This is a genomic window from Pseudomonas sp. BIGb0164 (assembly GCF_024810135.1).
Lineage (GTDB): Bacteria > Pseudomonadota > Gammaproteobacteria > Pseudomonadales > Pseudomonadaceae > Aquipseudomonas.
In genome coordinates, this window is sequence record NZ_JANUEA010000012.1 from 261,706 (window position 1) to 284,960 (window position 23,255).

Here is a 23,255-nt window from a genome sequence, read left to right on the forward strand (position 1 = left end):
GCCCCCCAGCGCAAGCAAGCTTGCTCGCCACAACAAGCCAGCCCCTACAGGGATTTATATCCACGGCCTCTCAGACAAAAAGTACAACATCATGAGCACAGCCCACACCACGGCCAGCCGCGTGCTGGCCGAGCACGACCGCACCCATCGTTTAGTCACCTGGCGCCTGATGCCCCTGTTGCTGGTGTGCTACCTGTTCGCCCACCTGGACCGCATCAACATCGGCTTTGCCAAGATGCAGATGAGCAGCGACCTGCACTTCAGCGACACGGTCTACGGCTTTGGCGCCGGCCTGTTCTTCATCGCCTACGCACTGTTCGGCGTGCCCAGCAACCTGGCGCTGGACCGCGTCGGGCCCCGGCGCTGGATCGCTAGCCTGATGATGGTGTGGGGCCTATTGTCCACCGGCATGCTGTGGGTGGAGAGCGCCCGGGGTTTCTATGTGCTGCGCTTTTTGCTGGGGGTGGCCGAGGCCGGGTTTTTCCCGGGGATCCTGGTGTACCTCAACCGCTGGTACCCGGCTCGCCGCCGCGCCCAGGTCACCGCCTTGTTCGCCATCGCCGTGCCCATGGCCGGCGTGCTGGGCGGGCCGTTGTCCGGGGCGATCCTCGAACACTTCCATGACGTCGCAGGCCTGCGCGGCTGGCAGTGGATGTTCCTGATCGAAGGGCTGCCGGTGGTGTTGCTGGGGCTGGTGGTGCTCAAGGGGCTGCCGGACGGTTTCGATTCGGTGCACTGGCTGACCGCCGAGCAAAAGCGACAACTGAGTATCCAACTGCGCAGCGAAGAACAGCGCAAGACCATCACCTCGTTCGGCGGCATCCTGCGCGACCCCCAGGTGTGGCTGCTGGTGGCGGTGTATTTCGCGGTGATGCTGGCGGTGAATACCCTGGCGTTCTGGATGCCCACGCTGATCCACGGCGCCGGCATCGGCCGCGACAGCCAGGTGGGCCTGCTCAGCGCGGTGCCGTACCTGGCCGGGTGTTTCTTCATGATCGGTTGCGGGCGTTCGTCCGACCGCCATCGTGAACGTCGCTGGCACCTGTGCGTGCCGTTGCTGATGGCCGCCGTCGGCATCGCCGTGGCCGGCCTGGCACCGCACAACCCACTGCTGGTGATGGCCGGGCTGGTGGTGGCCGGCATGGGCGCCAGCGCCGCATTGCCGATGTTCTGGCAACTGCCCCCGGCGTTTCTATCGGACACCACCCAGGCGGCCGGCATCGCCATGATCAGCTCGTTCGGCAGCGTCGCCGCGTTCCTCGCGCCCTACCTGATCGGCTGGATGCGCGACGCCACCCAGAGCGCCAGCCTGGCCCTCTACGTACTCGCCCTGTTTATCGCCCTCGGCGGCCTGCTGGTGCTGCGCACCCACGCCGCCATCGTCAACCCACACTAAGGACCGTCGCCATGCTCGACTCCCCGCAAATCCTCGCCGCCGCTGCCCACCTGGACCGCGCCGAACGCAGCCGCGAACAGGTGCGCCAGTTTTCCCTCGACTACCCCGGCATCACGATCGAGGACGCCTACGCAATCCAGCGTGCCTGGGTCGCGCAGAAGATCAAGGACGGGCGCACGTTGAAGGGCCACAAGATCGGCCTGACCTCGCGAGCCATGCAAGTGTCGTCGAACATCACCGAACCGGATTACGGCGCGTTGCTCGACGACATGTTCTTCGACGAAGGCAGCGACATTCCCTTCGAACGCTTCATCGTGCCAAGGGTGGAAGTGGAGCTGGCGTTCATTCTCGGCAAACCGCTCAAGGGCCCTAACTGCACCGTGTTCGATGTGCTCGACGCCACCGAATGGGTGATCCCCGCACTGGAGATCATTGACGCGCGCATCCAGCAGGTCGACCCCCACACCCACGCCACGCGCAAGGTGTTCGACACCATTTCCGACAACGCCGCCAATGCCGGCGTGGTGCTGGGCGGCCGTGCGGTACGACCCACCGAGATCGACCTGCGCAAGGTACCGGCCGTGCTGTACCGCAATGGTGTGATCGAGGAATCCGGGGTGTCGGCGGCGGTGCTTAACCACCCGGCCAAGGGCGTGGCCTGGCTGGCGAACAAGCTGGCGCCCTATGACGTGACCCTGCTGCCCGGGCAGGTGATTCTCGGCGGTTCCTTCACCCGCCCGGTCGCAGCCCGCCCAGGCGACACCTTCCACGTCGACTACGACCAGCTCGGCTCGATTGCCTGCCGCTTCGTCTGAACCCAGGAGGTTTGCCATGGACATGCCCATCAACCGCTTCAAACAACGCCTGCACAACGGTGAGGTGCAGATAGGCCTGTGGCTCGGCCTCGCCGATGCGTACTGCGCGGAGTTGGCCGCCAACGCCGGTTTCGACTGGCTGCTGATCGACGGCGAACACGCGCCCAATCAGCTGCCAGGCCTGCTCGCCCAGTTGCAGGCCGTGGCGCCCTACCCCAGCCAGGCGCTGATTCGCCCGGTGATCGGCGACAGTGCGCTGATCAAGCAACTGCTGGACATCGGCGCCCAGACCCTGCTGGTGCCCATGGTCGAAAGCGCCGCTCAGGCCCGCGAACTGGTGCGCGCCATGCGTTACCCGCCCCAGGGAATTCGAGGGGTGGGCAGTGCCCTGGCGCGGGCTTCACGCTGGAACAGCATCCCAGGTTACCTCGACCTGGCGGATCAACAGATGTGCCTGCTGGTGCAGATCGAAAACCGCGAAGGCCTGGCGAATCTGGAGGAGATTGCTGCCGTGGACGGCGTGGACGGCGTGTTCATCGGCCCGGCGGATTTGAGTGCGTCGATGGGGCACCGGGGTAATCCGGGGCATCCCGAGGTGCAGGCGGCGATTGAGGGCGCCATCCGGCGCATCGTGCAGTCCGGCAAGGCGGCGGGGATCCTCAGTGCCGATGAAAGCCTGGCGCGGCGCTATATCGAGTTGGGCGCGACGTTTGTGGCAGTGGGTGTGGACACCACGGTGTTGATGCGCGGGTTGCAGGCGCTGGCAGGGAAATTCAAGGGCACTCCCGAGGCCACCTACGCAGGCAGCGTGTACTGAATCACCCCCTGTAGGAGCCCGGCTTGCCGGCGATGGCGATCTTGAGGGCGCCATCGCCGGCAAGCCGGGCTCCTACAGGGGTGGGTAGTGTTGCTTCAGCGCTTGAGGTTGATGTTTTTCAGGTCATCCAGCAGGCCCAGCAGGGTCTGCAACTTCGCTTCGCCCAACTGATCCTGCAAACGCTGGTAGTTGCCTTCCATGCATTGGCTCATGGACTCAAAACTCGCCTTGCCCTTGTCGGCCAAGGTCACCAGCACGCGGCGCTGGTCTTGCTCGGCCTTGCGCCGGTGCACCATGCCGGCGGTTTCCATGCGTACCAGCACGCCGGTCATGCTCGGCTTGAGGATGCAGGCCAGTTCGGCCAACTGGTAAATCTCCAGCTCACCGTGTTGTTCAAGGATGCGGATGATGCGCCATTGCTGTTCGGTCAGGCCGTGTTCGTTCAAGGACGGACGGAAAAAACTCATCGCGGCCTCACGTGCTTGCAGCAAGGCCAGGGTCAGGGACTGTCGAGGTTTGGGCATAAGGATCAGGGTCACGGGGTATTTAGTTAATAATTTAACGAAACTCTAGCATTCCCTGCCCGCGAGCGCGCTATAACTTGTCTGTCGCTGCGCCTCTGGCGCGCTGAATCAAAAGCCTGGGCAGGCAGGATCAAGACTTCCCTCCCGCCAGGGCCCCTAATGGAGGCATCCGCTTTAGAGCCTTCCTTCACTTTTTCAGGCTGCGCCATGATCAACATCGAAACCCCCACGTATTACACCGCCACCAAGAAATACAACCTCAGCTTCCCCACCCTGGAACAGGACATCGACGCCGATGTGGTGGTGATCGGCGGCGGTTTCTCCGGCATCAACACGGCCCTGGAACTCGCGGAAAAAGGCATCACCAACATCGTGGTGCTCGAAGCGCGTTACCTGGGCTTTGGCGGCACCGGTCGCAATGGCGGGCAGATCATGGCGGGCATCGGCCATGACCTGGAGAAGATCAAGAAGGACGTCGGCGAAGACGGCCTGCGCCAGGTGTTCGAGATCAGCGACCTGGGCGCCGACATCATCAAGAACCGCATCGCCAAGTACAACATCGACGCGGACTTCTGCCACGGCTACGGCTACATGGGCTTCAACGCCCGCCAGGAAAAAACCCTGCGCGCCTGGGAGAAGGACTTCAAGTCGATCAACAGCCAGCACGAGATCCGCTTTCTCGGCGGCTCCGACGTGCAGCAGATCATCGGTTCCAAGGCCTACAGCAGCGCCCTGCTGCACATGGGCGGCGGCCATGTGCATTCGCTGAACCTGCTGCTGGGCGAAGCCACCGCGCTGGCCGGGCATGGCGTGCGGATCTTCGAGAACAGCCCGGCCCTGGAAGTCAGCTATGGCGAACGCATCACCGTGCGCACCGGGCGGGGTTCGGTGCGCGCCAGCAAACTGCTGTGGGCCTGTGACAGTTTCCTCAACAAGCTGGAGCCGGAACTGCACCGCTCGACCATCAATACCTACGCGTTCCAGATGATGACCGAGCCGTTGTCCGAAGAATTGATCCAGCGCATCAGCCCGATTCGCGGGGCCTACAGCGATATCCGCCCGGTGATCGACTACTACCGCGTCACCAACGAGAACCGCCTGCTGTTCGGCGCCGCCACGCCGCTGGTGGAACACATTCCCGGCGACCTCAAGGCGTGGAACCGCCAGCTCATGCTGAAGATTTTCCCCTACCTCAAGGACGTGAAAATCGACCTGGCCTGGGGCGGGCCGATGGCGTGCAGCCCCAACCTGTTCCCGCAGATCGGCACCTTGCCGGGGCGCAGCAATGCGTTTTTCGTGCAGGGCTATTCGGGCTTTGGCGTAACCCCCAGCCACATCATCTGCAAGGTACTGGCCGAAGGCATGAGCGAAGGCTCGGCGCGCTATGACCTGGTCAGTTCGATCCACCGCCCGACCATCCTCGGCAAGGATGCGATTCGTCCGCTGTTGCTGACGGCGGGCAAATCCTGGCACCAGCTTTCCGGCTACTGGAACGGGCGCCGCTAAACCCGCGCCCACCTGGGCGTTTTATCCCTCTGTAGGAGCCGGCTTGCCGGCGATGGCGATCGTTAGGACACCATTGCCGGCAAGCCGGGCTCCTACATTATTCATCAGGAGCAACTGCCATGACCCTTACGACCCTCAAGCACAATATCCAACTCAGCGAACTCGACGCCTGGGGCACCGTGGCCGACCTCGGCTCGGAGATCCTCGAAGGCGAGGTGCGTGCCTTCGGCAAGATGACCTTCGGCGCGCCCACCGACCCGGTCAGCAGTGCCTATTTCGGCACCACCCGGGGCAAGTTCCGCATGGTCTATCCGTTTGCCGAACAAGCCACCGTGGTCACCGGCGAAGTGCTGCTCACCGACGAATCCACCGGCCAGACCACCCGCTACAAGGCCGGTGACAGCTGGTTCGTGACCAAAGGCACGCCCGTGCTGTGGGACGTAGTCAGCGAAAGTTTCGTCAAACACTACTTCGCCGTCGTGTAAGGGAGGCGCCGCCATGACCGCTTCTTCTGACTGGATCACCGTAGGGGCACTGGCCGACGGCTTCGCCCCAGGCGCGTTCATCCTGCCTAACCTCGCCGACCTGGCGGACCAGACTTTCACCCTGCACTTTGCCAATGGCTGGCAGATCGAACACCGCTTCGAGCAGGACCGCCTGGCCTGGCATGCCGCTGACGGGCATTCCACAGGCAGCGCGCCATACCGCGCCACCTCGATCCGTCCGGGCCTGTACCTGGTGGACTTCATCAAGCACGAGGCCGGGCACAGTTGGTCGATCAGCCTGGTGCTGGACACGCCCAACGCCTCCTTCACGGCAGTGATCGGGCGCCTGCCGGATCAGGTCGACACCCATGAAGGCCTCTACCATCGCGCCCTCGCCGGCAAGCCACTGACGTCAGTGGAGGTTGATTTCCTGCATGGCAGCCTCGACCGTCCGTGGCAAGCCGGCCATTGCCTGCACGCGCCCACCGACGAACTGGTGGGCCTACGCAACCGTTATCGCTACAGCCCCAGCGAGGTCTACGAGCACATCTACCTCAACGAACGCTTCTATGCCTGGCAGTGCCTCAAGGGCGTGGAACAAGGCCTGTGCGACACCGACCGCTGCCATTACTACAAGATCGCCGAGCAGCTGTACCTGTTCGTGTGGCAAGAGAAGATCGTGCCCACCCTCGGCCTGGTGCTGATCGACCTGCAGCAGCACCGCAGCGACGGCAAGATCTTCGGCTATGCCGGGGCGTCGTTCGATGCGCTGTCGAACTTCCCGGTGAGTTCCTATTGCCAGGTGCTCAACCGCACGGAATACCCCCGTGACTGAGCCGCGCACGGTGGTGATCACCGGCGCCGGCACGGGCATCGGCGCGGCCTGTGCCCGGCTGTATGCCGAAGAAGGCGCGCAGGTGGTGCTGATCGGCCGCCGCCGTGAACCGCTGGAACAGGTGGCGCGGGACACGGGCGGCCTGATCCTGGTGGGCGACGCGGCCTGTCCGGTCACGTGGGAGGGGTTTATCGACCAGATCCGCGAACGGTACGGGCGTCTCGATGTGCTGCTGGCCTGTGCCGGTGGCCATGGCCTGGGCAGCGCCACCCAGACCAGCCCGTCCACCTGGGAAGGCGCCCTGCGCAGCAACCTGGACAGTGCGTTCTACAGCGCCCGTGCCTGCCTGCCGCTGTTGCAGGACAGCGCGGGCAACATCGTACTGATCGGCTCTATCGCCTCGTTGGCGGCGGGCCCCGAAGTGTGCGGCTACACCACGGCCAAGCATGCGCTGCTAGGGCTCAATCGCTCCCTGGCCCGGGACTACGGGCCGCACGGCGTGCGGGTGAACGCAGTGTGCCCGGGCTGGGTGCGCACGCCCATGGCGGATGCGGAAATGCAGCCGTTGATGGACGCCTATGGCGAGACTTTGCAACAGGCCTATGCCCGGGTCTGCGCCGATGTACCGCTGCGCCGGGCGGCCAGTGCCGACGAGATCGCCAAGGTGTGCCGCTTCCTGGCCTCCCGTGATGCGTCGATCATCACCGGGGCGACGTTGGTGGCAGACGGTGGTTCCAGCATTGTCGATGTGCCCACATTGGCCTTTGCTCACTTGGAGAATGCCGATGAATGACCTGGATTTCAGCGGGCACGTGGTGCTGGTGACCGGCGGTGCCCAAGGCATCGGCCGGGGCATCGTCGAGGCGTTTGCCAGGCGTGGCGCGCGGGTGGTGATTGCCGATCGGTTGCTGGCCCAGGCCCAGGACGTGGCCGTCGAGCTGTCGGCCCTGGGCTGTCGCGTCGACGCAGTGGGTGTCGACCTGGCCGATTCACAGGCAGTGCTTGAGTGCGTTCAGCGGCTGCCGCAACTGGATATCCTGGTGCACAACGCCGGGTATTTTCCGCTGACGGCGTTTGAAGACATTACGCCAGAGATCCTGCAACGGACCTTGGCGGTCAACCTGTCGGCGCTGTTCTGGCTGACCCAGGCGGCCTTGCCGGCGTTTCGCGAACAGGGTCGGGGTTGTGTGCTGGTCACGTCTTCGGTGACCGGCAACCGCGTCGGTTACCCGGGGCTCAGCCATTACGCGGCGTCCAAGGCCGGGGTCAACGGGTTTATCCGCAATGCGGCGCTGGAGCTGGCGCCGTTGAATGTGCGGGTCAACGGTGTGGAACCGGGCATGATCGCCACGCCGGCGATGGGCAACCTGGGCGATGCAGCGTTGAATGACGCCATTGCCAGCCGTGTGCCGTTGGGACGCTTGGGCGCGGCGGCGGATATTGCCAGCGCCATGCTGTTCCTCGCCTCCGACCTCGCCAGCTACATCACCGGGCAGACCCTGGTGGTGGACGGCGGTGCGACCCTCCCCGAAGTCTGAACACCGATTCAAATGTGGGAGCGGGTTTGCTCGCGAATGCGGTGTGCCAGCCAAAGAATATGTTGGCTGAATCACCGCATTCGCGAGCAAGCCCGCTCCCACAATGGTTCTGTTTTGGTTTCAAGATCGCACACGCAGGCTCATGCCCCAGCTGCTTGCATCCGGCTCGACCGAAAATCCTTCGGCGACACTTCGAACTGCTTCTTGAACGACCGGCTGAAATGTGCCGAGTCGGTAAAGCCCCATTTGTAGGCAATCGAGGTGATCGATTCGCTGCGCAGGAACGGGTTGGTCAGGTCATCCGCGCTGCGCTTGAGGCGGGCGCGCTGGATGTAACGGCAGACGCTGTCGTCCTGTTCCTCGAACAAGCGGTACAGGTGCCGCACCGAGATATTCAAACGGTTGGCCAGGCCGATCGGGCTCAAGCCTGGTTGACTGAGGGATTCATCAATGACCTTCTGCACGTAGCTGCGCAGGTTGTTGCCCTGCAGCGCCGCCATGCCCTCGCGGCACTCGTCACCCTGCTCCAGGGCCGAGCCCAGCAGCGAGACGAAGGCGCTTTGCAGCGCTTCCACTTCGCCAGCGCCGTCTGCGGTGTCGTCCTTGCACAGTTGGTCCATCAGCACGTGCAGCATGCGCCCGCAGGCTTTGGTCGAGGAGATCTTGCCGAAGGCCCGTGCATCGCCGCCCAGGTGTTTGCACACGTCGGCGCGGGACAGTGACAGGGAGGCGTGTTCGATCAGGCCGAAGGGGGTGATTTCGATGGAGCCTACCGAGTCCATCAGCAGCATTTCGCCGGGGGCCAGTTGCAGGATCTGGCCGTTTTGTACGATCTGGGAGTAACCGCTGCGTTGGCTGACCAGGAAGCAGTCCTGGTCGTTGTCGTGGTCGGCGTGGTGCGCGGGGCGTTTGATCAGCCCGGCATTGGTGCGCAGGATGGCCAGGCCGCGTGGGAGGTCGCGGATTTCGCCGATGAACAGGGAGCGGTTGAAGGCCAGTTCGGTGTCGAAGTAACCGCAGGCGGCGCGCAGGTCGCGGTTCCAGGTGTCGAGCCCGTCGTGTGCATGCTGTGGGATGCTCATGGGGTGTCTCCGCAGTGGCTTCTTTTTGTTGTTCTGGTGCAATAGTTAACATGTTATCTATATGCGTGCAAGAACATCGTGGTTGGGGGGTGTAGAAGCACTATTGATGCCAATCGGCAGAGGTTGGCTGGCGTTCAGACTGTAGGAGCCGGCTTGCCGGCGATGGCGGTCTCTTGGGTGCCGGGGGGGTTGGGATCGCGTACATATCCGTTGCTGTGGTAACGGCTGGTATTGGTTCCGCCCTTACGGCGGGTCACTTTTGGAAAAGAGCCCCAAAAGTAACCAAAAGGGCTCTTGCCCCAACACTCGGCACCTCGCCCAGGCTCGGTGTGCCCGTAATCCGCCATGGATTTGGGGGGCCGCCGCCACGCGCCATCCATGGCGCGGGGCGGCTAAACCGGCATCCTTGCCGGTTTACCCCCCAAATCCATGTCGGCTTACGGCCAGCGTGTTTGACGGGGCGCCTAAGATCAAGATCAAGATCAAGATCAAAGGCGCTCGCTTCGCATCGAGAGTGGTTTTAGAAGCTTGACAGCATTCTTTGTAGGCCTGCCAACGTGGTTAGGAGGTGGGTGCGCTGTGGTGGGCTCAGGGCGATATAACGCCGAAACGCCGGCAGGCGATTGACGACTTCGCTGCCGCCCATGTGTTCCAGGCGTACGCACCATTGCTGGTCGTGCAGGTCGATGCGCAAGCGTTTGAAGTCCAGTGGCATCAGGGCCTGGAACAGCGTGGTGTCTGCCAACAGTCGCGCCTGCAGTTCACCCGCCAGGGCCTGGTTGCCGCTGCGGTGGCGCACGTGCAGGCCACTTCGTCGAATCGCGCCGCTGTGGTGCACCTCGTAGCTTGCGCTGCCCTCTGTGGCAGCAGGTAGGCGCAGCACGAATTCGGTCAGCACCAGGTGCATCAACAGTTGGGATTCGGTGCGTTCGATGATCTCGAACGCCACGCCGTCCACTTCCAGTGTGGCCAGCCCGAGGTTGCGGCGCAGGTGTGCCAGGGTTACGCCGGGGCGGTAGCCGGCGGGGGCGCGGTCGGCGCGGAACAGGTCAGACAGTCTTTGCCGCAAAGTCGTTGTAACCATCATGGGGCTTACCCGGTTCGTTGCTGAATTCCTTGGCCAATACGTCCTCGACAGAGGCGGGCTTGAAGGGGTTGACCTTCTGCACCACGAGGGTCCAGAACAAGGCATACGCCGCCGTGCCGGCGAGCATGACGCCGAAGGGGATGTAGATGTCGGCGGGGTTCATGCCGGGTGGGGTGATGAACCACATGCCCAACAGAATGCCGATGCTCGACACAATCTGCGGCAACGGGAACCACGGCGAGCGGTAGGCCCGTGGCAGGTCTGGCCGGCGGATGCGCAGGCTCACCACCGACACTGTCACCAGCAGGTAGGCAAAGCTCCACGCGCACACCGCCGCCAGCACCAGGTGCATGATGTTATCGGTGTTGCCGCCCAGGTACAGGGCGTGCAGGCAGGGAATCAGCATCGCCACGAGGATGCACAGCAGCGGCGTCTTGAAGCGCGGGTGCAGGTAGGTGAAGACCTTGGGCAATGCGCCGTCCACCGCCATGCCGTAGAGGATGCGCGGCACGCCGGCCATCAAGGTGTTGATGGTGGCCGCACCGGCAAACAGGAAGCCGATGCCCAGCCACAGGGGGCCGATTTGCCCCATCACCTGTTCGGCGAATTTGGGGATGGCCATCGGGGTGTCCAGCAGGTGGACGCCGCTGGCGGCGTCGAGCACCACGTTTTCCACTTGGCGTTTCATTGCCGCGCCGTAGATGAACATGCACGTGGCCACGCCCATCAGTCCCAGCATCATTGCGCGCGGCATGACCTTGGCCGATTGGCGCAGGTCCGGTGCCAGGGGGGTGACGAACTCGCAGCCGACAAACATGAACATCGCCATGCCCACCAGCGACAGCACGGTGACCAGGTCGGTGCCCACCAGCGACTCGCCGAACCAGCCCTCCAACTGCACGGCAGGCGCGGCGATCAGGCCGAGCACGCCGAACACCATGAGGGTGGTCCACATGCCAAAGGTGAGGATGATTTCCGCCCGGCCAAACGCGCTCACGCCGAAGGCGTTCAGCACACCAAAGACGATCACGAAGCCCACGCCCAGCAGCCATGAACCCCCGGCTGATTCTGCCAATGTGTTGAGGTGTTCGAAGTTCACCAGGGCCATGACGCCGGACAGGATGGTCTCGGCGGTGCCGGCGAACACATGCACGATCAGGTAGGCCGACAAGGTGCCGGTGATCGCAAAGAACCGCCCCATGCCGCAGTTGATGTAGTCGTACACCGAGCCGGTGGTGGGCAGGATCGACGCCGCCTCGGCGAAGGTGGTGGCCTGGGCGAGCATCATCACCACGGCGATCAGCATCGCCAGGGCGAACGCACTGCCGCCGATGCCGAAGCCCATGGTGGCGGTGAGAATCACCGGGCTGGCCATGATCAGGCCAATGGTGCTGGCCAACGCGGTGGGGAAACCGACCGTGCCCCGGTTGAGGTGCGCGGTGAGTCGGTCGTTGATCGACATGATGGGGTCCTCGTAGACGGTTTTTTTTAATGTGCAATCACTCTGCGCCCCACTCGAGTTGATCGTCTTGCCCCTGTCTGCCGGCGCTTTTGTTGCTCCCTGCCACGGCGTGCAGCGTGGCGGCCTGGGTCAATTCCCTGGCACGCAAATGAAAGACTTGGCCTCCCACCGCTCGCCCTAATGCGCCCTCACTCTTAACCAAGCTGGGGACAATAACAATGGAGCACACACTGAAAAATCGCCGCCTGCGCCAGGCGGTCGGCCTGGGCATTGCGTTGCTGGTGGGCCAGGCCCAGGCGGTCGAGTTGTACGCCGACGCCGACACCAAGGTCACCGGCAACTTCCTCGCCGTGTACGGGATGTTCAACAGCCCGAAAAACTACGACGGGCGCAGCGGCGGTTCGACCTGGCGCGAAGCGTTCATCAAGTACGGCTTGAGCGTGGAGCAAAGCCTGGGCAGCTTTGGCGGCGTGTACGGCACGGCCAACCTGGTGAGTTCCGGCACCTGGGGCGACGGCGATGCCTCCGGGGTGACCACGGGCCAGGAGCGCACCACCAAGTTCGACGAAGCCTTTGCCGGCTGGCGCTCCGGCGATCTGTTCCCGGCGCTGGGCAAGGACGGCCTGGACCTGTCGTTCGGCCGGCAGATCATCACCCTGGGAGACGGTTTTATCGTCAACGACGACGGCCCCAACCTGGGCAAGGGCGTGGGCGATGGGGAATTCAATCGCGGCGGCGCCTACTACATTGCCGCGCGGCATGCGTTTGACAAGACCGCAGTGATTCGCCTCGGTGGTAAAGACGGCGTGCATGGCAGCCTGATGTGGATCAAGTCCGACAACCCGGCCCAGGCCATGACCGAGATGGCGGCCGGCACCCTGGAATACACGGCCGCCCCCGGCACCCTGGGGCTCACCTACATTCATGGCATCGACGTCGACGAACGCTTCGCCACCGACCTGCAGCGCCAGCGCAAAGGCATGAACCTCTACAGCCTGCGCGGCGCCGGCAACGCGGGCATCGACAACGCGCACTTCGCCTTTGAACTGGCCCGCCAGGACCGGCGCGACAGCCAGCAGAACGCCGGCTATGCCGAGGCCGGCTACACCTTCGCCGACCTGCCCTGGTCACCGGACCTGACCTACCGCTACGCGCGCTATTCGAGCAATTGGGACGGGATGTTTTCCGGCTTCAACCGGGGTTACGGCACCTGGGTGCAAGGTGAAGTGGCGGGCAACTATTCCGGCCCCTACAACAGCAACACCGCCGTGCAGCACGTGGCACTCAAGGTCAAGCCGCTGGAGAACCTCACCCTCGGCGCACTGTTCTTCGACTACAGCACCGTCAGCACCCGCGACCAACTAAATCTGGATGGCCGCGAGCTGGACCTGTACGCCGAATGGGCGGTGAACGAGCACCTGATCATCACGCCGCTGCTGGGTCTCTACAAACCCGACAAGGATGCCGCGAGCGGCGGCAACCAGGTCGGCGGCAACGGCACCAATGTCTACAGTCAACTGGTGGTGGCCGTACCGTTCTGAACCGCCTCGGGCGCGCACGGACGCAGCGCCTGAACCTCGGCATACGCCCCCTGGTGATACAGCAGCGGGGCGCGGCCGAAGTCGTCGAAGGCCACCACCTTGCCGATCATGATCCAGTGATCGCCGCCGTCCACCTGCTGGTACTTCTCGCAGTGAAACCGCGCCGAACAATCGGCGAACACCGGCGAGCCCCCCTCCCCCGGTTCGTATTCGATCAGGGCAAAACGGTCTTCACGGGGGCGCGCAAAGTTGTTGGACAGGTGCACCTGGTCGGCCGCCAGCACGTTCACCGCAAAGTGGCTGGCTTCCTCGAACACCTCATGGCTGTTGGAGCGTTTGTCGATGCTCCACAGCACCAGCGGCGGGTCGAGGGACACCGAATTGAAACTGTTGGCGGTCACGCCCACCTTGCGCCCGGAGGCCGTGGCGGCGGTGACCACGGTCACGCCGGTGGCGAAGTTGCCCAGGGCGCGGCGAAACGCCCGTGGGTCGAAAAGGCTGCTCTCAGACATGCAAGACTCCCGGGTGCCCTCCAACGGGCGCCCTGATTGTTGTAGTGGAAGAACCCGTCACACCATGCTCGGATCGGGCTCCAGGCCCATCAGCTCACGGCCGAGGATCTGCGCGCAGACGTCGTAGTCGGTGTAGGCATGGGCGCCGGTCATGTGGGAATCGCGGAACAGGCGCTGCATTTCGTTGTGGTCGAACCAGGCGTTGCCCCCTGCGGCGGCGAACAGGCGGTCCACGGCCTCGATGCACATCTTGGTCGCGTAGGCCTGGTTGGTGCGCCAGAACGCCAGGGTTTCGCGGCTGGGGTAACGGTGGGCGGCGCTGTGTTCGGCGTGGTCCTGCCAGGTCTTTTCGAGGAACGCCCGGGCAGCGGCCACCTGGTGGGTGGACTCGGCCAGGCGCATCAACGCAGGGGTTGCCGCACCGACCGCGGCGCCGGTGTAGGCACGCACGCGGTTTCTGGTTTTTTCGCGGAACACCTCCAGCATGCGCTCGGCGATGCCCAGGCTCACGGTGGAAAAACCACTGGCGAAATACGGGCGGTACGGCGCATAGAAAATCTGGCTGTCGGGGTACAGGCCAAAGCCTGCGGACTTGCCTTCCATCATGTCCTTGGCTTTCTGGATGCGATACTCGGGCACCCAGGCGTTGTCGATCACCAGGGTCTTGGTGCCGCTGCCTTTCATGCCCGCCGCGTACCAGTCGTCACGGATCTGGTAGTCGCTGCGCGGCAGCACGGCAAAGCAGTAATCCTGGCCGCCCTCAAGGTTCTGCCGACGGCAGCCGACAATCGCCCACTCGCCATGGTCACAGCCGCTGCTCCAACCCATTTCACCGCTGAAATGCACACCCCCCTCGCCCTCCACCACCCGGCCGAACGGGGCAATACTGCTGCTGGCGGTGGCGTCGGGGTTTTCGCCCCAGATGTCCTGCTGCAACCGCGCCGAAAACAGCGCCAATTGATGGCTGTGGGTACACAGCAAACTCATGGCCCAGGCGGTGCTGGCGCAACTGCCGGCAAGCGCGGCGATGCAATCGGCAAACTCGGGCAGCGAAAGCTCCAGGCCCCCATAGGCCTTGGGCTGGAAAGCACGGTGCAGGCCGATGCTTTTGAGCAGTGCGATGTTTTCATCCGGCACCTGGCGCTGTTGTTCGGCACGGCAGGCATTCGCTGCAATGAGGGGCAGGAGTGGCTTGAGGTCTTCAAGGAGCGGGTTTGGCTTTTTCATGGACGGCCCTGCTTATTATTGGAAGTCGGGCAGACGCTCCAAACAGAGGAACGACGCCGGATGCAGGGCCAGTATCGATGGGGCAGCGCGCCTGGAAAATGCACGTTCCACAGGAGAGGTTGTACTTTCCATGACAGTGGCAGCCACAGACATGAGGCGCGGCAGGCACAGACAAGCCCACCGGGCCGCCCGCTGGTTACCCTCGGGTTTTCTTTTGTGACCTGCCAGGAAACCTGCCATGAGCGATATCCCGCTGCTGCCTCAAGTCGAAGCCTTTTTGCGCCGGCCCCATGGGTTGTTCATCGACGGCGCCAATGTGCGCAGCCACTCCAGCCAGACCCTGGCGGTGACCAACCCGGCCACTGGGCAGGTGATCGCCCAAGTGGCCGATGCGGACCTGGCGGATATCGACGCGGCGGTAGACTCCGCCAACCGCGGCTTCCAGCAATGGTCCCAGGCTGCACCGGCAACTCGTGGCAACGTGTTGCTCAAGCTGGCGGATTTGCTGGAGCGCAACCGCGAGGAACTGGCGCAGATCGAGACGTGCCAGTCGGGCAAGATCATCCAGATTTCCCGTGCGTTCGAGGTCGACCAGGCGGCGCACTTCCTGCGTTACTACGCCGGGTGGGCCACCAAGATCAGCGGCCAGACAATCACCCCGTCGCTGCCCTCGTTCAACGGCGAGCGCTACACCGCGTTCACCCTGCGCGAGCCGGTGGGCGTGGTGGTGGGGATCGTGCCGTGGAATTTCTCCACCATGATTGCCATCTGGAAACTCGCCTCGGCGCTGGTGACCGGCTGCAGCATCATCATCAAGCCCAGCGAGTTCACGCCGCTGACGATCTTGCGCATTGCCGAACTGGCCATTGAAGCCGGGCTGCCGGCCGGCGTGCTCAATGTGTTGACCGGCAGCGGTCACGTCGGCAAGGGTTTGGTGGAGCACCCCGGCACGCACAAGGTGTCCTTCACCGGCTCGGTGCCCACCGGCATTGCCGTGGGGCGCAGCGCCATGGGCGCCGGCCTCACCCGTGCGACCTTGGAACTGGGCGGCAAGAATGCGGCGGGGTTCCTGCGCGACGTGGACGTGGACAAGGCGGTGGACGGCATCCTTGAAGCAGGCTTCTTGCACTCCGGGCAAATCTGCGCGGCGGCCGAGCGCTTCTACGTGCACCGCTCGCAGATCGAGGCGGTGCTGGACACCCTGAGCCAGCGCCTCAGCCGCCTGACCATCGGCTCGCCCCTGGATGAACGCACCGAGTTCGGCCCGGTCACCCACCAGCAGCACCAGATGAAACTGCTCGGCTACATCGACCGGGCCCGGGCCGAGCACAACACGATCATCCACGGCGGCACCCTCATCGACCGCCCAGGCTGCTATATCGAACCCACCGTGATCCTCGCCAACAGCGCCGCCGATACCCTGCTCAACGAGGAAACCTTCGGCCCCATCGCCACCTTCCTGGCCTACGACAGCGAAGACGAACTGCTCGCGCTGATGAACAACAGCCCCTACGGCCTCAGCGCCAGCCTGTGGACCAACGATTTGGGCAAGGCCCTGCGCATGGTGCCGGCGATCAACGCCGGCACCTTGTGGGTGAACATGCACACCCTGCTCGACCCGGCCGTGCCGTTTGGTGGCAACCGGTCTTCGGGGGTCGGGCGGGAATTTGGTGGCGCGTTCATCGAGGACTACACCGAGCTGAAGTCGGTGATGATCCGCTATTGACTGTTTCTTGCCGGCTCCTACGGGTTATTCAGGCGGCGGGGATAACGGCTTCGGCCTCGATTTCGATCAGCCATTCGGGCAACGACAAACCGCTGACGATAATCCACGAGGACGGTGGCGGGTTGCGGGGGAAACGCTCACGCAGCGCCTGGGCGATCGGCTCCTGCTGGTCGCGGGCGGACTCGGCGATGTACAGCCGCAGCATGATCACATGGGACAGATCGCCGCCCACTTCGGCCAGGACCTTTTCGATATTGCCTAGCGCGGCATAGGTTTGCTCGGTGATACCCGGGCCGACGGTACGTTCATCGGCCTCCACGCCCACTTGGCCGGACAACATGATCCGTCGGCCCTGCGGCACTTCAAGGGCCTGGCTGAAGCCGTATTGCAGGGAATTGAACACGGTTGTGGGATTGATGACCTTTCGTTGCATGACGCTTCCTTGTTGTCGGTAGGCAAACAAGGCTACCGCATCGGCCTCACGCACTCTGACGCGTTCAACATCCCGCAACACTTGTAGTGAGCGAGCTTGCCTCGCGCGGCGGTGTGTCAGGCCCCCTATTCACACCTGACACGCCGCCGCGCGAGTCAAGCTCGCTCACTACAGGTCATCTTGGGTCAGGCTACCAAGGCCCCATCGCCAGGCTGAACGGTGAAAACTCGGCAAACTGCCAGCGCAACGCCAATGCTGCGGGACGTCGGATCATGTGTTCCACGGTCACTGTCCACAGCCGTTGTGCCCCTTCAAACCGCGCCACTTCGGGGCCTTCGAGGATCAACGCGGTGCGCCCGGTTAGCTGCAACACATCCCCTGACTCAAAGTCGATGAACAACAACCCCGCCACCGGGTTGGCCTGCAGGTTGCCCAGGGTGTTGAAGAACTGGTTGCCGGCGAAGTCGGGGATGGTCAGGACGTTGCCGTCAATGCGCACAAAACCGGTATTGCCGCCTCGATGAGACACATCGACCGAGCGTTCGCCTTGCACGTCCACGTAGCTGGCGACGAAGAATGTATCCGCGTTGCGGATCATGGCACGGGCGGTATCGTCCAGCCCATCGGCGCGCTCCACCACGCTGCCGGGCTTGCGGGCGATCGAGTCGACCGGGCGCAGTTGGATGTATTTGGGGCAGTTGCCATAGGTCTGTACCACGTCGACCGAAAAGCCGTCGTGATCAAGGGCGCCGATCCGGCCGTTCATGCGGTTGCGGCGGCGGGTGTTGAGGTCGATCCCCAACAGGCCGACCGAAGCACCCGGGCGAAAGGCGGCGCGGGCCGGGTCGCTCATCGACGGCAGGCTGTCGATCTGCAAGGTGTAAGGGTCCGGCGAATGGGCAAAACCCGGCGCACCTTCCACCATCGTCGCCCAGGGAATGCCCTGCTCGTCCACCACGCCCAGCATCAAGTAGGGCAACAAGGGGTAGAAGTCACGATGCTGTTCCGGCAGGTGATCGCGGATCACCTTGGGCCCCACCACCGCCATGCGGTCAGCCACGCCCACCGCCTCTTGAATCTGCCGTTCGCCGGCATGCCACACAGACTGTTCGATCAGGTTCATGGCGCGTACCTCCTACTCGTTGATACCCCGATGCTGCGCCCTACCCGCCGGCGTGGGAATCACCACGCCAGGCAATCCACTATTACGCCAGCTGAAATGCCGGATGCTCGCGCAACGCGCTCACGCAGTGGTCGACAAAGCTGCGCACGCGCATCGGCGCGTTGCGGCCTTCGCGGTACACCACGTTCACAGGCAGGGGTGGCAGCTCAAAGTCCGGCAAGACACGGCGTAACTGCCCGCTCTGCAGGTGTTCGTGAACGGGATAACTCAGGCAACGAATCAACCCCGCGCCATGCACGGCCGCGTTGATCGCGCCTTGCACCGTGGCACAGCCCAGGCGGGCACGGGCCTTGAGTGAGTAGCCTTGGAAATCCCAGTGCACCTGATCGGCACCGGCAATCAGTCGATGCCGCTTGAGGTCATCCGGGTGGTGGGGTTCGCCGTGGGCCGCGAGGTAATCGGGGCTGGCGCAGAGGATAGGCCGTACCTGCCCCACCGGCCGGGCAATCAACGCCGAATCGGGCAGCTCGCCGACGAGGATTGCCACGTCGAGCCCTTCTTCGTGCAGGTTCGGGTAATAGTCATGGTAGTGAGCGACCAGGCTCACCTCGGGATAGCGATCCAGGTAGTCGGCCAACACCGGCGCCATCACATAGCGGCTGAACAAAAACGGCAAGAACACCCGCAGGTTGCCCTGGGCCTGCACATGCAAGCCCTTGGCCGAGGCTTCGGCGGCGTCCACGGCGGCGAGCAGGCGCACGCAATCGGCCAAGTAAGCATGGCCGGCATCGGTGAGGCGTACGCCACGGGTGCTGCGCGCCAGCAACGGCACGCGCAATCGTGCTTCCAGGCGGGCCACCGCGCGTACCAGGGTCGGGCCGGACACCTGCGCGCAACGCGCCGCCGACGCCAGGCTCGGTTGCCCGGCCAGGGCGGCGAACAGCTGCATGTCGCGATAACGCTCCATCAGTTGCGCCGTTTCATCGCCGGGTTCAGCGCGGCGTCCTGGCCCAGGCGATGGCTGAGGAAATCGACAAAGGTGTTGATCTTGGCCGGCACGCGGCCGCTCTTCTGGAACACCACCTGGATCGGCAGCGGCGGCGGCTCGAAGGCTTCGAGCACCACCTCCAGCTCGCCCACTGCCACAGCGGCCGCCACCTGATAGGACAACACGCGGGTCATGCCCCAACCCAGCCGTGCCAGGTTGATCGCCGCGTTGTTCGCCGTGACCACCAGGCGTGGCTCGATGGGCACCGTCAACGGCTGGCCCGCCTCGATAAAGCCCCACTCGCTGACCAACTGGCTGGACGACGACGTGGCGATCTTGGCTTCACGCAACTGCGACGGATGGCTGGGCCGCCCGTGCTGTTGCAGGTAGGCCGGCGAGGCACACACCACCCGGCGCACTTCGCCCACCTTGATCGCCTGCTGCCCGGGCTCGTGCAGATGGCCGATACGCACCGCCACATCCACACCTTCGTCGGTCATGTTGACCACGCGATCGACCAGCAAGGCGTTGATGTTCACCAAGGGGAACCGATCCAGGTAGTCCCCCAGCACCGGCGCCACATACAGCTCGCCAAACAGCACCGGTGCGGTCACGGTCAGGTGGCCACAGGGGATGGAATAACTGCCCGCCGCCGCTTCCTCGGCCTCATCGAGTTCCGCCAGGATGCGCCGGCAATCTTCCAGGTAACGCTGGCCGGCTTCGGTGAGATGCAGGCTGCGGGTGGTGCGCGCCAGCAGTTGCGTGCCGATGCGCTCTTCCATGGCGGCGATGGCGCGGGTCACGCTGGGCGGCGAGGTTTTCAGGCGCCGCGCCGCTGCGGCAAAGCCCTCCTCCTCGGCCACCGCCAGGAACACCTGCATTTCGTGAAATCGGTCCATCAACTGCCCTTTTTTCTAATGACTGTAGTGAGCGAGCTTGCTCGCGCTGGGCTGCGAAGCAGCCCCAAAACCGTCACCGCGTACCCTCAGAAGAAACGCGGTGGTTTTGTTGGGGCGGCTGCGCCGCCCAGCGCGAGCAAGCTCGCTCACTACAGTTGGGTTATTGGGATTGCAGGCCGACGGCGGTGCGTGGCATGCCTACAAACCCTGGCAGCGCTTCGAGGCTGGCGAGCCAGGCGCGTACATGAGGGTAGTCGGCCAACGACACATTGCCTTCCGGCGCATGGGCCACGTAGGTGTAGAACGCGATATCGGCAATCGTGGGTTGCTCGCTGGCCAGGAAGCGGCTCTGGCTCAGTTGTGTCTCCACCAGTTTCAGCAAGGCGTGGGACCGTGCAATGGTGGCGACGGTGTCGACCTCGGCACCAAACACCGTGGCCAGCCGCGCGGCGGCAGGTCCGGCGCTCAGTTGACCCGCAGCTGCCGACAACCAGCGCTGCACGCGCGCTTGCCCCGCCGCGTCGCTCGGCAACCATTGGCCCTTGCCGTAGGTGTTTGCGAGGTACACCAGGATCGCGTTGGAGTCGGCCAGTACCACACCGTTGTCATCAATCGCCGGCACCTGGCCAAAACTGTTGATCGTGGCGATATAGTCCGGGGCTTTTTGCGCGCCGACCTTGAGGTCCACCAGTACAAATTCGGTGGGCAGGCCCAGCAGGGACAACATCAGCTCGACCCGGTGGGAATGACCGGACAACGGGAAACCATAAAGCTTGATCATGGAAGGCTCCAAAAGAGTGGGTGATCGACGCCTCGCATCGTCTACCGCTGCCTCGGTCGTTGGAATCACCAGGATTTACAATCCAGCATTTCATCGGGCGAAACAATCACTCGCCAAACAATTCCACGATCAGGTTGAACAGGGTGGTCTTCACCGCGCTGTCCAACTCGGTCCAGGCCAGGCCGGTGGCGGCCTGGAACGCGCCCAGCTCCAAGGGCCGCGACACGCAATTGACCGGCAGTGCCCGTGCCGCCTGTTGCGGCAGCACCCCCACGCCCAACCCGGCCGACACCAGCGCGAGCATGGTGGTGAACTCGCCCAACTCGGAGGCGATCGCCAGGGGCAGGCCCACCGCCTGGATGAATTCGTCGTAAAAGCCCGGCGCATAACGGCGCGCCAGGATATACACCGGCACCTGGAGCAGGTCGGCAGGGTGCAGGCAGGTTTTCGACGCCAACGGGTGATCCACCGGCAATGCCACGCAGAAATGCTCGTGCAGCACCGCCCGGGTCTGCACGCCGGGGTGGCTGGCGGGCAAGCGCATCAGGCCGAAGTCCAGCAGGCCGTTCTTCAGCGCAGCCGCCTGGTCCGGCCCGGGCATGTCCTTGAGTTCCAGCTCGATGCGCGGGTAGCGCTGGTGCACGGCGCGGATCAATTCGGGCAACAGTTGCGGCAGCACTGACGACACAAACCCCAAACGCACCCGGCCGATTTCGCCACGGTTGGACGCCCGCGCCGCATCCGCCGCACGCGCCGCCTGGTGCAAGGTGGCCTGGGCTTCCGGCAAAAAAGCGCGGCCCGCGTCGGTCAGGGTCACCGAGTGGCGGTTGCGGTCCAGCAGGCGCACGCCCAGGCCACTTTCCAGCAACTTGATCTGCATGCTCAACGCCGGTTGCACGATCGACAGCTGCGCCGCCGCCCGGCCGAAATGCAGTTCCTGAGCCAGCACCACAAAGGCGCGCAAGTGCTTGAGCTCCATCAACTCACCCTGCTTATCACGAACATTGATCACCCGATCACAAATGAAAATTGGACGCTCGCCCGCGCCTGCGGTGAAGTAACACTCTGTCATACACGATATGACAGGGCCTGGCCTATAACAATGAGAACAAGGAGGCACCATGCTCGGCATGGCTAACGACACTTATCTGCTGCTCGATGCGCTGGTCACGATTATCGGATTGATATTGTTGATCACCCACCTCAAGGTCCACCCCTTTGTCGCCCTGACCGTGGCTGCAGGCTTTCTCGGCCTGACTTCCGGCATGCCGGTGGACAAGGTCATGAAGTCGTTCCAGGACGGTTTTGGCGGTGTGCTGGGCTTCGTCGGCATCATCCTCGGCCTGGGCACCATGCTCGGCAAGTTGATGGCCGACTCCGGTGGTGCCGACCAGATCGCCCGCACCCTGATCCGCGCCTTCGGCAAACAGCGCGTGCACTGGGCAATGATGTTTTCGGCGTTCCTGGTGGGCATCCCGCTGTTTTTTGAAATCGGCTTTGTGCTGCTGATCCCGCTGGTATTCATCGTGGCGCGGCGCACCGGGCTGTCGCTGATCAAAGTCGGCATGCCGCTGCTCGCCGGCCTGTCGGTGGTGCACGGGCTGGTGCCGCCGCACCCGGGGCCGTTGCTGGCCATCGGCATCTTCGGCGCGGATATCGGCAAGACGATTTTCTACGGGCTGGTCGTCGGCCTGCCCACGGCGGTGATCGCCGGGCCGTTGTTTGGCAACCTGATTTCGCGCTACGTGCCGGGCAAGGCCTCGGACGAGCTGATGGAGCAACTGGCCAAGGAGTCCTCGGGGGACAACCTGCCGGGCTTCGGGATTACCGTCACCACCATCCTGCTACCCGTGGTGCTGATGTTGCTCAAGACGTTCGCCGACGTGGCCTTCGCCGCCGACGCCACTTTCCGGGTGTGGATGGACTTTATCGGCCACCCCATCACCGCCCTGCTCGCAGCCTTGTTGCTGGCGTTCTATACCTTTGGGGCGGCGCGCGGGTTCTCGCGGGAGCAACTGAGCAAACTGCTGGATTCGAGCCTGGCCCCCACCGCCGCGATTGTGCTGATCGTCGGCGCCGGCGGTGGCTTCAAGCAGATGCTGGTGGCCAGCGGCGTCGGTGATGTGATCGGGCATATGGCGGTGCGTGCCGAAATTTCGCCGATCCTGCTGGCGTGGCTGGTGGCGGCGGTGATTCGCGTGGCCACAGGCTCGGCAACGGTCGCGACCATCACGGGCGCAGGCATTGTGGCGCCCGTCATCGGCCTGATGCCGGGGGTGAACCGCGAGCTGCTGGTGCTCGCCACCGGCGCCGGTTCGTTAGTGCTGTCCCATGTCAACGACGCCGGCTTCTGGCTGGTCAAGCAGTACTTCAACATGACCGTCGTCGAGACTTTCAAGACCTGGACGCTGATGGAGACCGTGCTCTCCTTCGCCGCCCTGGGGTTCATCATGCTGCTGTCGTTGGTGGTGTGAAGCG

The 23,255-nt window shown here is 63.9% G+C and carries 22 protein-coding genes and 1 pseudogene; 11 read left to right on the forward strand and 12 right to left on the reverse strand.

What is annotated here, in order from left to right; all coding sequences use genetic code 11:
• The first annotated feature begins 91 nt into the window (after positions 1 to 91).
• The 3 genes from M2394_RS28255 to hpaI are packed head-to-tail and all read left to right on the forward strand — an operon-like array spanning position 92 to position 3,028.
• Positions 92 to 1,396, forward strand: coding sequence for an MFS transporter (locus tag M2394_RS28255; RefSeq protein WP_259175439.1), 1,305 nt, complete (start codon positions 92 to 94; stop codon positions 1,394 to 1,396).
• A gap of 11 nt (positions 1,397 to 1,407) precedes the next feature.
• A complete protein-coding gene (gene hpaH / locus M2394_RS28260; protein WP_259175441.1) occupies positions 1,408 to 2,211 on the forward strand; it encodes a 2-oxo-hept-4-ene-1,7-dioate hydratase in 804 nt (267 codons plus the stop codon).
• A 16-nt stretch (positions 2,212 to 2,227) separates the two neighbouring features.
• Complete coding sequence (gene hpaI / locus M2394_RS28265) at positions 2,228 to 3,028, forward strand: 4-hydroxy-2-oxoheptanedioate aldolase (RefSeq protein ID WP_259175443.1); 801 nt, start codon at positions 2,228 to 2,230, stop codon at positions 3,026 to 3,028.
• Positions 3,029 to 3,123: 95 nt separating this feature from the next.
• Here hpaI and hpaR read toward each other — a convergent pair whose 3' ends face one another.
• Complete coding sequence (hpaR, locus tag M2394_RS28270) at positions 3,124 to 3,552, reverse strand: homoprotocatechuate degradation operon regulator HpaR (RefSeq protein ID WP_178923148.1); 429 nt, start codon at positions 3,550 to 3,552, stop codon at positions 3,124 to 3,126.
• A 207-nt stretch (positions 3,553 to 3,759) separates the two neighbouring features.
• Here hpaR and M2394_RS28275 point away from each other — a divergent pair, with 207 nt between their 5' ends.
• The 5 genes from M2394_RS28275 (at position 3,760) to M2394_RS28295 (ending at position 7,916) form a co-directional block, all read left to right on the forward strand.
• Positions 3,760 to 5,058: an FAD-binding oxidoreductase gene (locus tag M2394_RS28275; RefSeq protein WP_259175445.1), complete on the forward strand. Its 1,299-nt coding sequence runs from the start codon at positions 3,760 to 3,762 to the stop codon at positions 5,056 to 5,058.
• 119 nt (positions 5,059 to 5,177) lie between these two features.
• Positions 5,178 to 5,543 (forward strand): cupin domain-containing protein, encoded by a 366-nt coding sequence (locus tag M2394_RS28280; RefSeq protein ID WP_178923144.1) that lies wholly within the window; start codon positions 5,178 to 5,180, stop codon positions 5,541 to 5,543.
• A gap of 13 nt (positions 5,544 to 5,556) precedes the next feature.
• Positions 5,557 to 6,378 (forward strand): molybdenum cofactor biosynthesis F family protein, encoded by an 822-nt coding sequence (locus M2394_RS28285; protein WP_259175448.1) that lies wholly within the window; start codon positions 5,557 to 5,559, stop codon positions 6,376 to 6,378.
• Complete coding sequence (locus tag M2394_RS28290) at positions 6,371 to 7,171, forward strand: SDR family NAD(P)-dependent oxidoreductase (RefSeq protein WP_259175450.1); 801 nt, start codon at positions 6,371 to 6,373, stop codon at positions 7,169 to 7,171. Before M2394_RS28285 ends, M2394_RS28290 begins: the two co-directional genes overlap by 8 nt.
• Complete coding sequence (locus M2394_RS28295) at positions 7,164 to 7,916, forward strand: SDR family oxidoreductase (protein ID WP_405046586.1); 753 nt, start codon at positions 7,164 to 7,166, stop codon at positions 7,914 to 7,916. Before M2394_RS28290 ends, M2394_RS28295 begins: the two co-directional genes overlap by 8 nt.
• Before the next feature lie 140 nt (positions 7,917 to 8,056).
• On the opposite strand, the gene feaR is transcribed toward M2394_RS28295, so the two are convergent.
• The 3 genes from feaR to M2394_RS28310 form a co-directional block, all read right to left on the reverse strand.
• Positions 8,057 to 8,998, reverse strand: a complete 942-nt coding sequence (gene feaR, locus M2394_RS28300; RefSeq protein WP_259175453.1) for a transcriptional regulator FeaR — start codon at positions 8,996 to 8,998, stop codon at positions 8,057 to 8,059.
• Positions 8,999 to 9,518: 520 nt separating this feature from the next.
• Positions 9,519 to 10,085 (reverse strand): DUF3156 family protein, encoded by a 567-nt coding sequence (locus tag M2394_RS28305; protein WP_259175454.1) that lies wholly within the window; start codon positions 10,083 to 10,085, stop codon positions 9,519 to 9,521.
• Positions 10,048 to 11,547 (reverse strand): APC family permease, encoded by a 1,500-nt coding sequence (locus M2394_RS28310; RefSeq protein WP_259175456.1) that lies wholly within the window; start codon positions 11,545 to 11,547, stop codon positions 10,048 to 10,050. Before M2394_RS28310 ends, M2394_RS28305 begins: the two co-directional genes overlap by 38 nt.
• Before the next feature lie 218 nt (positions 11,548 to 11,765).
• On the opposite strand from M2394_RS28310, the gene M2394_RS28315 reads away from it, so the two are divergent.
• Positions 11,766 to 13,088, forward strand: a complete 1,323-nt coding sequence (locus tag M2394_RS28315; RefSeq protein WP_178923131.1) for a hypothetical protein — start codon at positions 11,766 to 11,768, stop codon at positions 13,086 to 13,088.
• A 32-nt stretch (positions 13,089 to 13,120) separates the two neighbouring features.
• Here M2394_RS28315 and M2394_RS28320 read toward each other — a convergent pair.
• Positions 13,121 to 13,600: pseudogene (locus M2394_RS28320) on the reverse strand (flavin reductase family protein); the annotation flags it as partial.
• Positions 13,601 to 13,657: 57 nt separating this feature from the next.
• A complete protein-coding gene (locus M2394_RS28325; RefSeq protein WP_259175458.1) occupies positions 13,658 to 14,827 on the reverse strand; it encodes a p-hydroxyphenylacetate 3-hydroxylase oxygenase component in 1,170 nt (389 codons plus the stop codon).
• A 238-nt stretch (positions 14,828 to 15,065) separates the two neighbouring features.
• Here M2394_RS28325 and M2394_RS28330 point away from each other — a divergent pair, with 238 nt between their 5' ends.
• The gene (locus M2394_RS28330; protein WP_178923125.1) at positions 15,066 to 16,553 is read left to right on the forward strand and encodes an aldehyde dehydrogenase family protein; all 1,488 of its coding nucleotides are present in this window, start codon (positions 15,066 to 15,068) and stop codon (positions 16,551 to 16,553) included.
• 28 nt (positions 16,554 to 16,581) lie between these two features.
• On the opposite strand, the gene M2394_RS28335 is transcribed toward M2394_RS28330, so the two are convergent.
• From M2394_RS28335 to M2394_RS28360, 6 genes are all read right to left on the reverse strand, one after another.
• Entirely contained in the window at positions 16,582 to 16,986 is a 405-nt protein-coding gene (locus M2394_RS28335; protein WP_259175459.1) for a RidA family protein, read from the reverse strand.
• A 190-nt stretch (positions 16,987 to 17,176) separates the two neighbouring features.
• The gene (locus M2394_RS28340) at positions 17,177 to 18,109 is read right to left on the reverse strand and encodes a pyridoxamine 5'-phosphate oxidase family protein (RefSeq protein ID WP_259175462.1); all 933 of its coding nucleotides are present in this window, start codon (positions 18,107 to 18,109) and stop codon (positions 17,177 to 17,179) included.
• 82 nt (positions 18,110 to 18,191) lie between these two features.
• The gene (locus M2394_RS28345) at positions 18,192 to 19,076 is read right to left on the reverse strand and encodes a LysR family transcriptional regulator (RefSeq protein WP_178923119.1); all 885 of its coding nucleotides are present in this window, start codon (positions 19,074 to 19,076) and stop codon (positions 18,192 to 18,194) included.
• Positions 19,076 to 19,996 carry a LysR family transcriptional regulator gene (locus M2394_RS28350; protein WP_178923117.1) on the reverse strand — a complete coding sequence of 307 codons (921 nt, stop codon included), beginning with the start codon at positions 19,994 to 19,996 and terminating at the stop codon, positions 19,076 to 19,078. Before M2394_RS28350 ends, M2394_RS28345 begins: the two co-directional genes overlap by 1 nt.
• A 160-nt stretch (positions 19,997 to 20,156) precedes the next feature.
• Positions 20,157 to 20,777: a glutathione S-transferase family protein gene (locus M2394_RS28355; RefSeq protein ID WP_178923115.1), complete on the reverse strand. Its 621-nt coding sequence runs from the start codon at positions 20,775 to 20,777 to the stop codon at positions 20,157 to 20,159.
• A 106-nt stretch (positions 20,778 to 20,883) separates the two neighbouring features.
• Positions 20,884 to 21,756, reverse strand: a complete 873-nt coding sequence (locus M2394_RS28360; protein WP_259175464.1) for a LysR family transcriptional regulator — start codon at positions 21,754 to 21,756, stop codon at positions 20,884 to 20,886.
• 142 nt (positions 21,757 to 21,898) lie between these two features.
• Between M2394_RS28360 and M2394_RS28365 the strand changes: the two genes are divergently transcribed.
• A complete protein-coding gene (locus M2394_RS28365) occupies positions 21,899 to 23,251 on the forward strand; it encodes a GntP family permease (RefSeq protein WP_178923111.1) in 1,353 nt (450 codons plus the stop codon).
• The last annotated feature ends 4 nt before the right edge of the window (positions 23,252 to 23,255 follow it).

Coding starts and splice junctions, on each gene's coding strand:
- M2394_RS28325 (WP_259175458.1), bottom strand. CDS start 14,827: ATGAAAAAGCCAAACCCGCTCCTTGAAGACCTCAAGCCACTCCTGCCC.
- M2394_RS28360 (WP_259175464.1), bottom strand. CDS start 21,756: ATGGAGCTCAAGCACTTGCGCGCCTTTGTGGTGCTGGCTCAGGAACTG.
- M2394_RS28285 (WP_259175448.1), top strand. CDS start 5,557: ATGACCGCTTCTTCTGACTGGATCACCGTAGGGGCACTGGCCGACGGC.
- M2394_RS28350 (WP_178923117.1), bottom strand. CDS start 19,996: ATGGACCGATTTCACGAAATGCAGGTGTTCCTGGCGGTGGCCGAGGAG.
- M2394_RS28365 (WP_178923111.1), top strand. CDS start 21,899: ATGCTCGGCATGGCTAACGACACTTATCTGCTGCTCGATGCGCTGGTC.
- M2394_RS28280 (WP_178923144.1), top strand. CDS start 5,178: ATGACCCTTACGACCCTCAAGCACAATATCCAACTCAGCGAACTCGAC.
- M2394_RS28255 (WP_259175439.1), top strand. CDS start 92: ATGAGCACAGCCCACACCACGGCCAGCCGCGTGCTGGCCGAGCACGAC.
- hpaR (WP_178923148.1), bottom strand. CDS start 3,552: ATGCCCAAACCTCGACAGTCCCTGACCCTGGCCTTGCTGCAAGCACGT.
- hpaH (WP_259175441.1), top strand. CDS start 1,408: ATGCTCGACTCCCCGCAAATCCTCGCCGCCGCTGCCCACCTGGACCGC.
- M2394_RS28355 (WP_178923115.1), bottom strand. CDS start 20,777: ATGATCAAGCTTTATGGTTTCCCGTTGTCCGGTCATTCCCACCGGGTC.
- M2394_RS28295 (WP_405046586.1), top strand. CDS start 7,164: ATGAATGACCTGGATTTCAGCGGGCACGTGGTGCTGGTGACCGGCGGT.
- feaR (WP_259175453.1), bottom strand. CDS start 8,998: ATGAGCATCCCACAGCATGCACACGACGGGCTCGACACCTGGAACCGC.
- M2394_RS28335 (WP_259175459.1), bottom strand. CDS start 16,986: ATGCAACGAAAGGTCATCAATCCCACAACCGTGTTCAATTCCCTGCAA.
- M2394_RS28340 (WP_259175462.1), bottom strand. CDS start 18,109: ATGAACCTGATCGAACAGTCTGTGTGGCATGCCGGCGAACGGCAGATT.
- hpaI (WP_259175443.1), top strand. CDS start 2,228: ATGGACATGCCCATCAACCGCTTCAAACAACGCCTGCACAACGGTGAG.
- M2394_RS28305 (WP_259175454.1), bottom strand. CDS start 10,085: ATGATGGTTACAACGACTTTGCGGCAAAGACTGTCTGACCTGTTCCGC.
- M2394_RS28310 (WP_259175456.1), bottom strand. CDS start 11,547: ATGTCGATCAACGACCGACTCACCGCGCACCTCAACCGGGGCACGGTC.
- M2394_RS28330 (WP_178923125.1), top strand. CDS start 15,066: ATGAGCGATATCCCGCTGCTGCCTCAAGTCGAAGCCTTTTTGCGCCGG.
- M2394_RS28345 (WP_178923119.1), bottom strand. CDS start 19,076: ATGGAGCGTTATCGCGACATGCAGCTGTTCGCCGCCCTGGCCGGGCAA.
- M2394_RS28275 (WP_259175445.1), top strand. CDS start 3,760: ATGATCAACATCGAAACCCCCACGTATTACACCGCCACCAAGAAATAC.
- M2394_RS28315 (WP_178923131.1), top strand. CDS start 11,766: ATGGAGCACACACTGAAAAATCGCCGCCTGCGCCAGGCGGTCGGCCTG.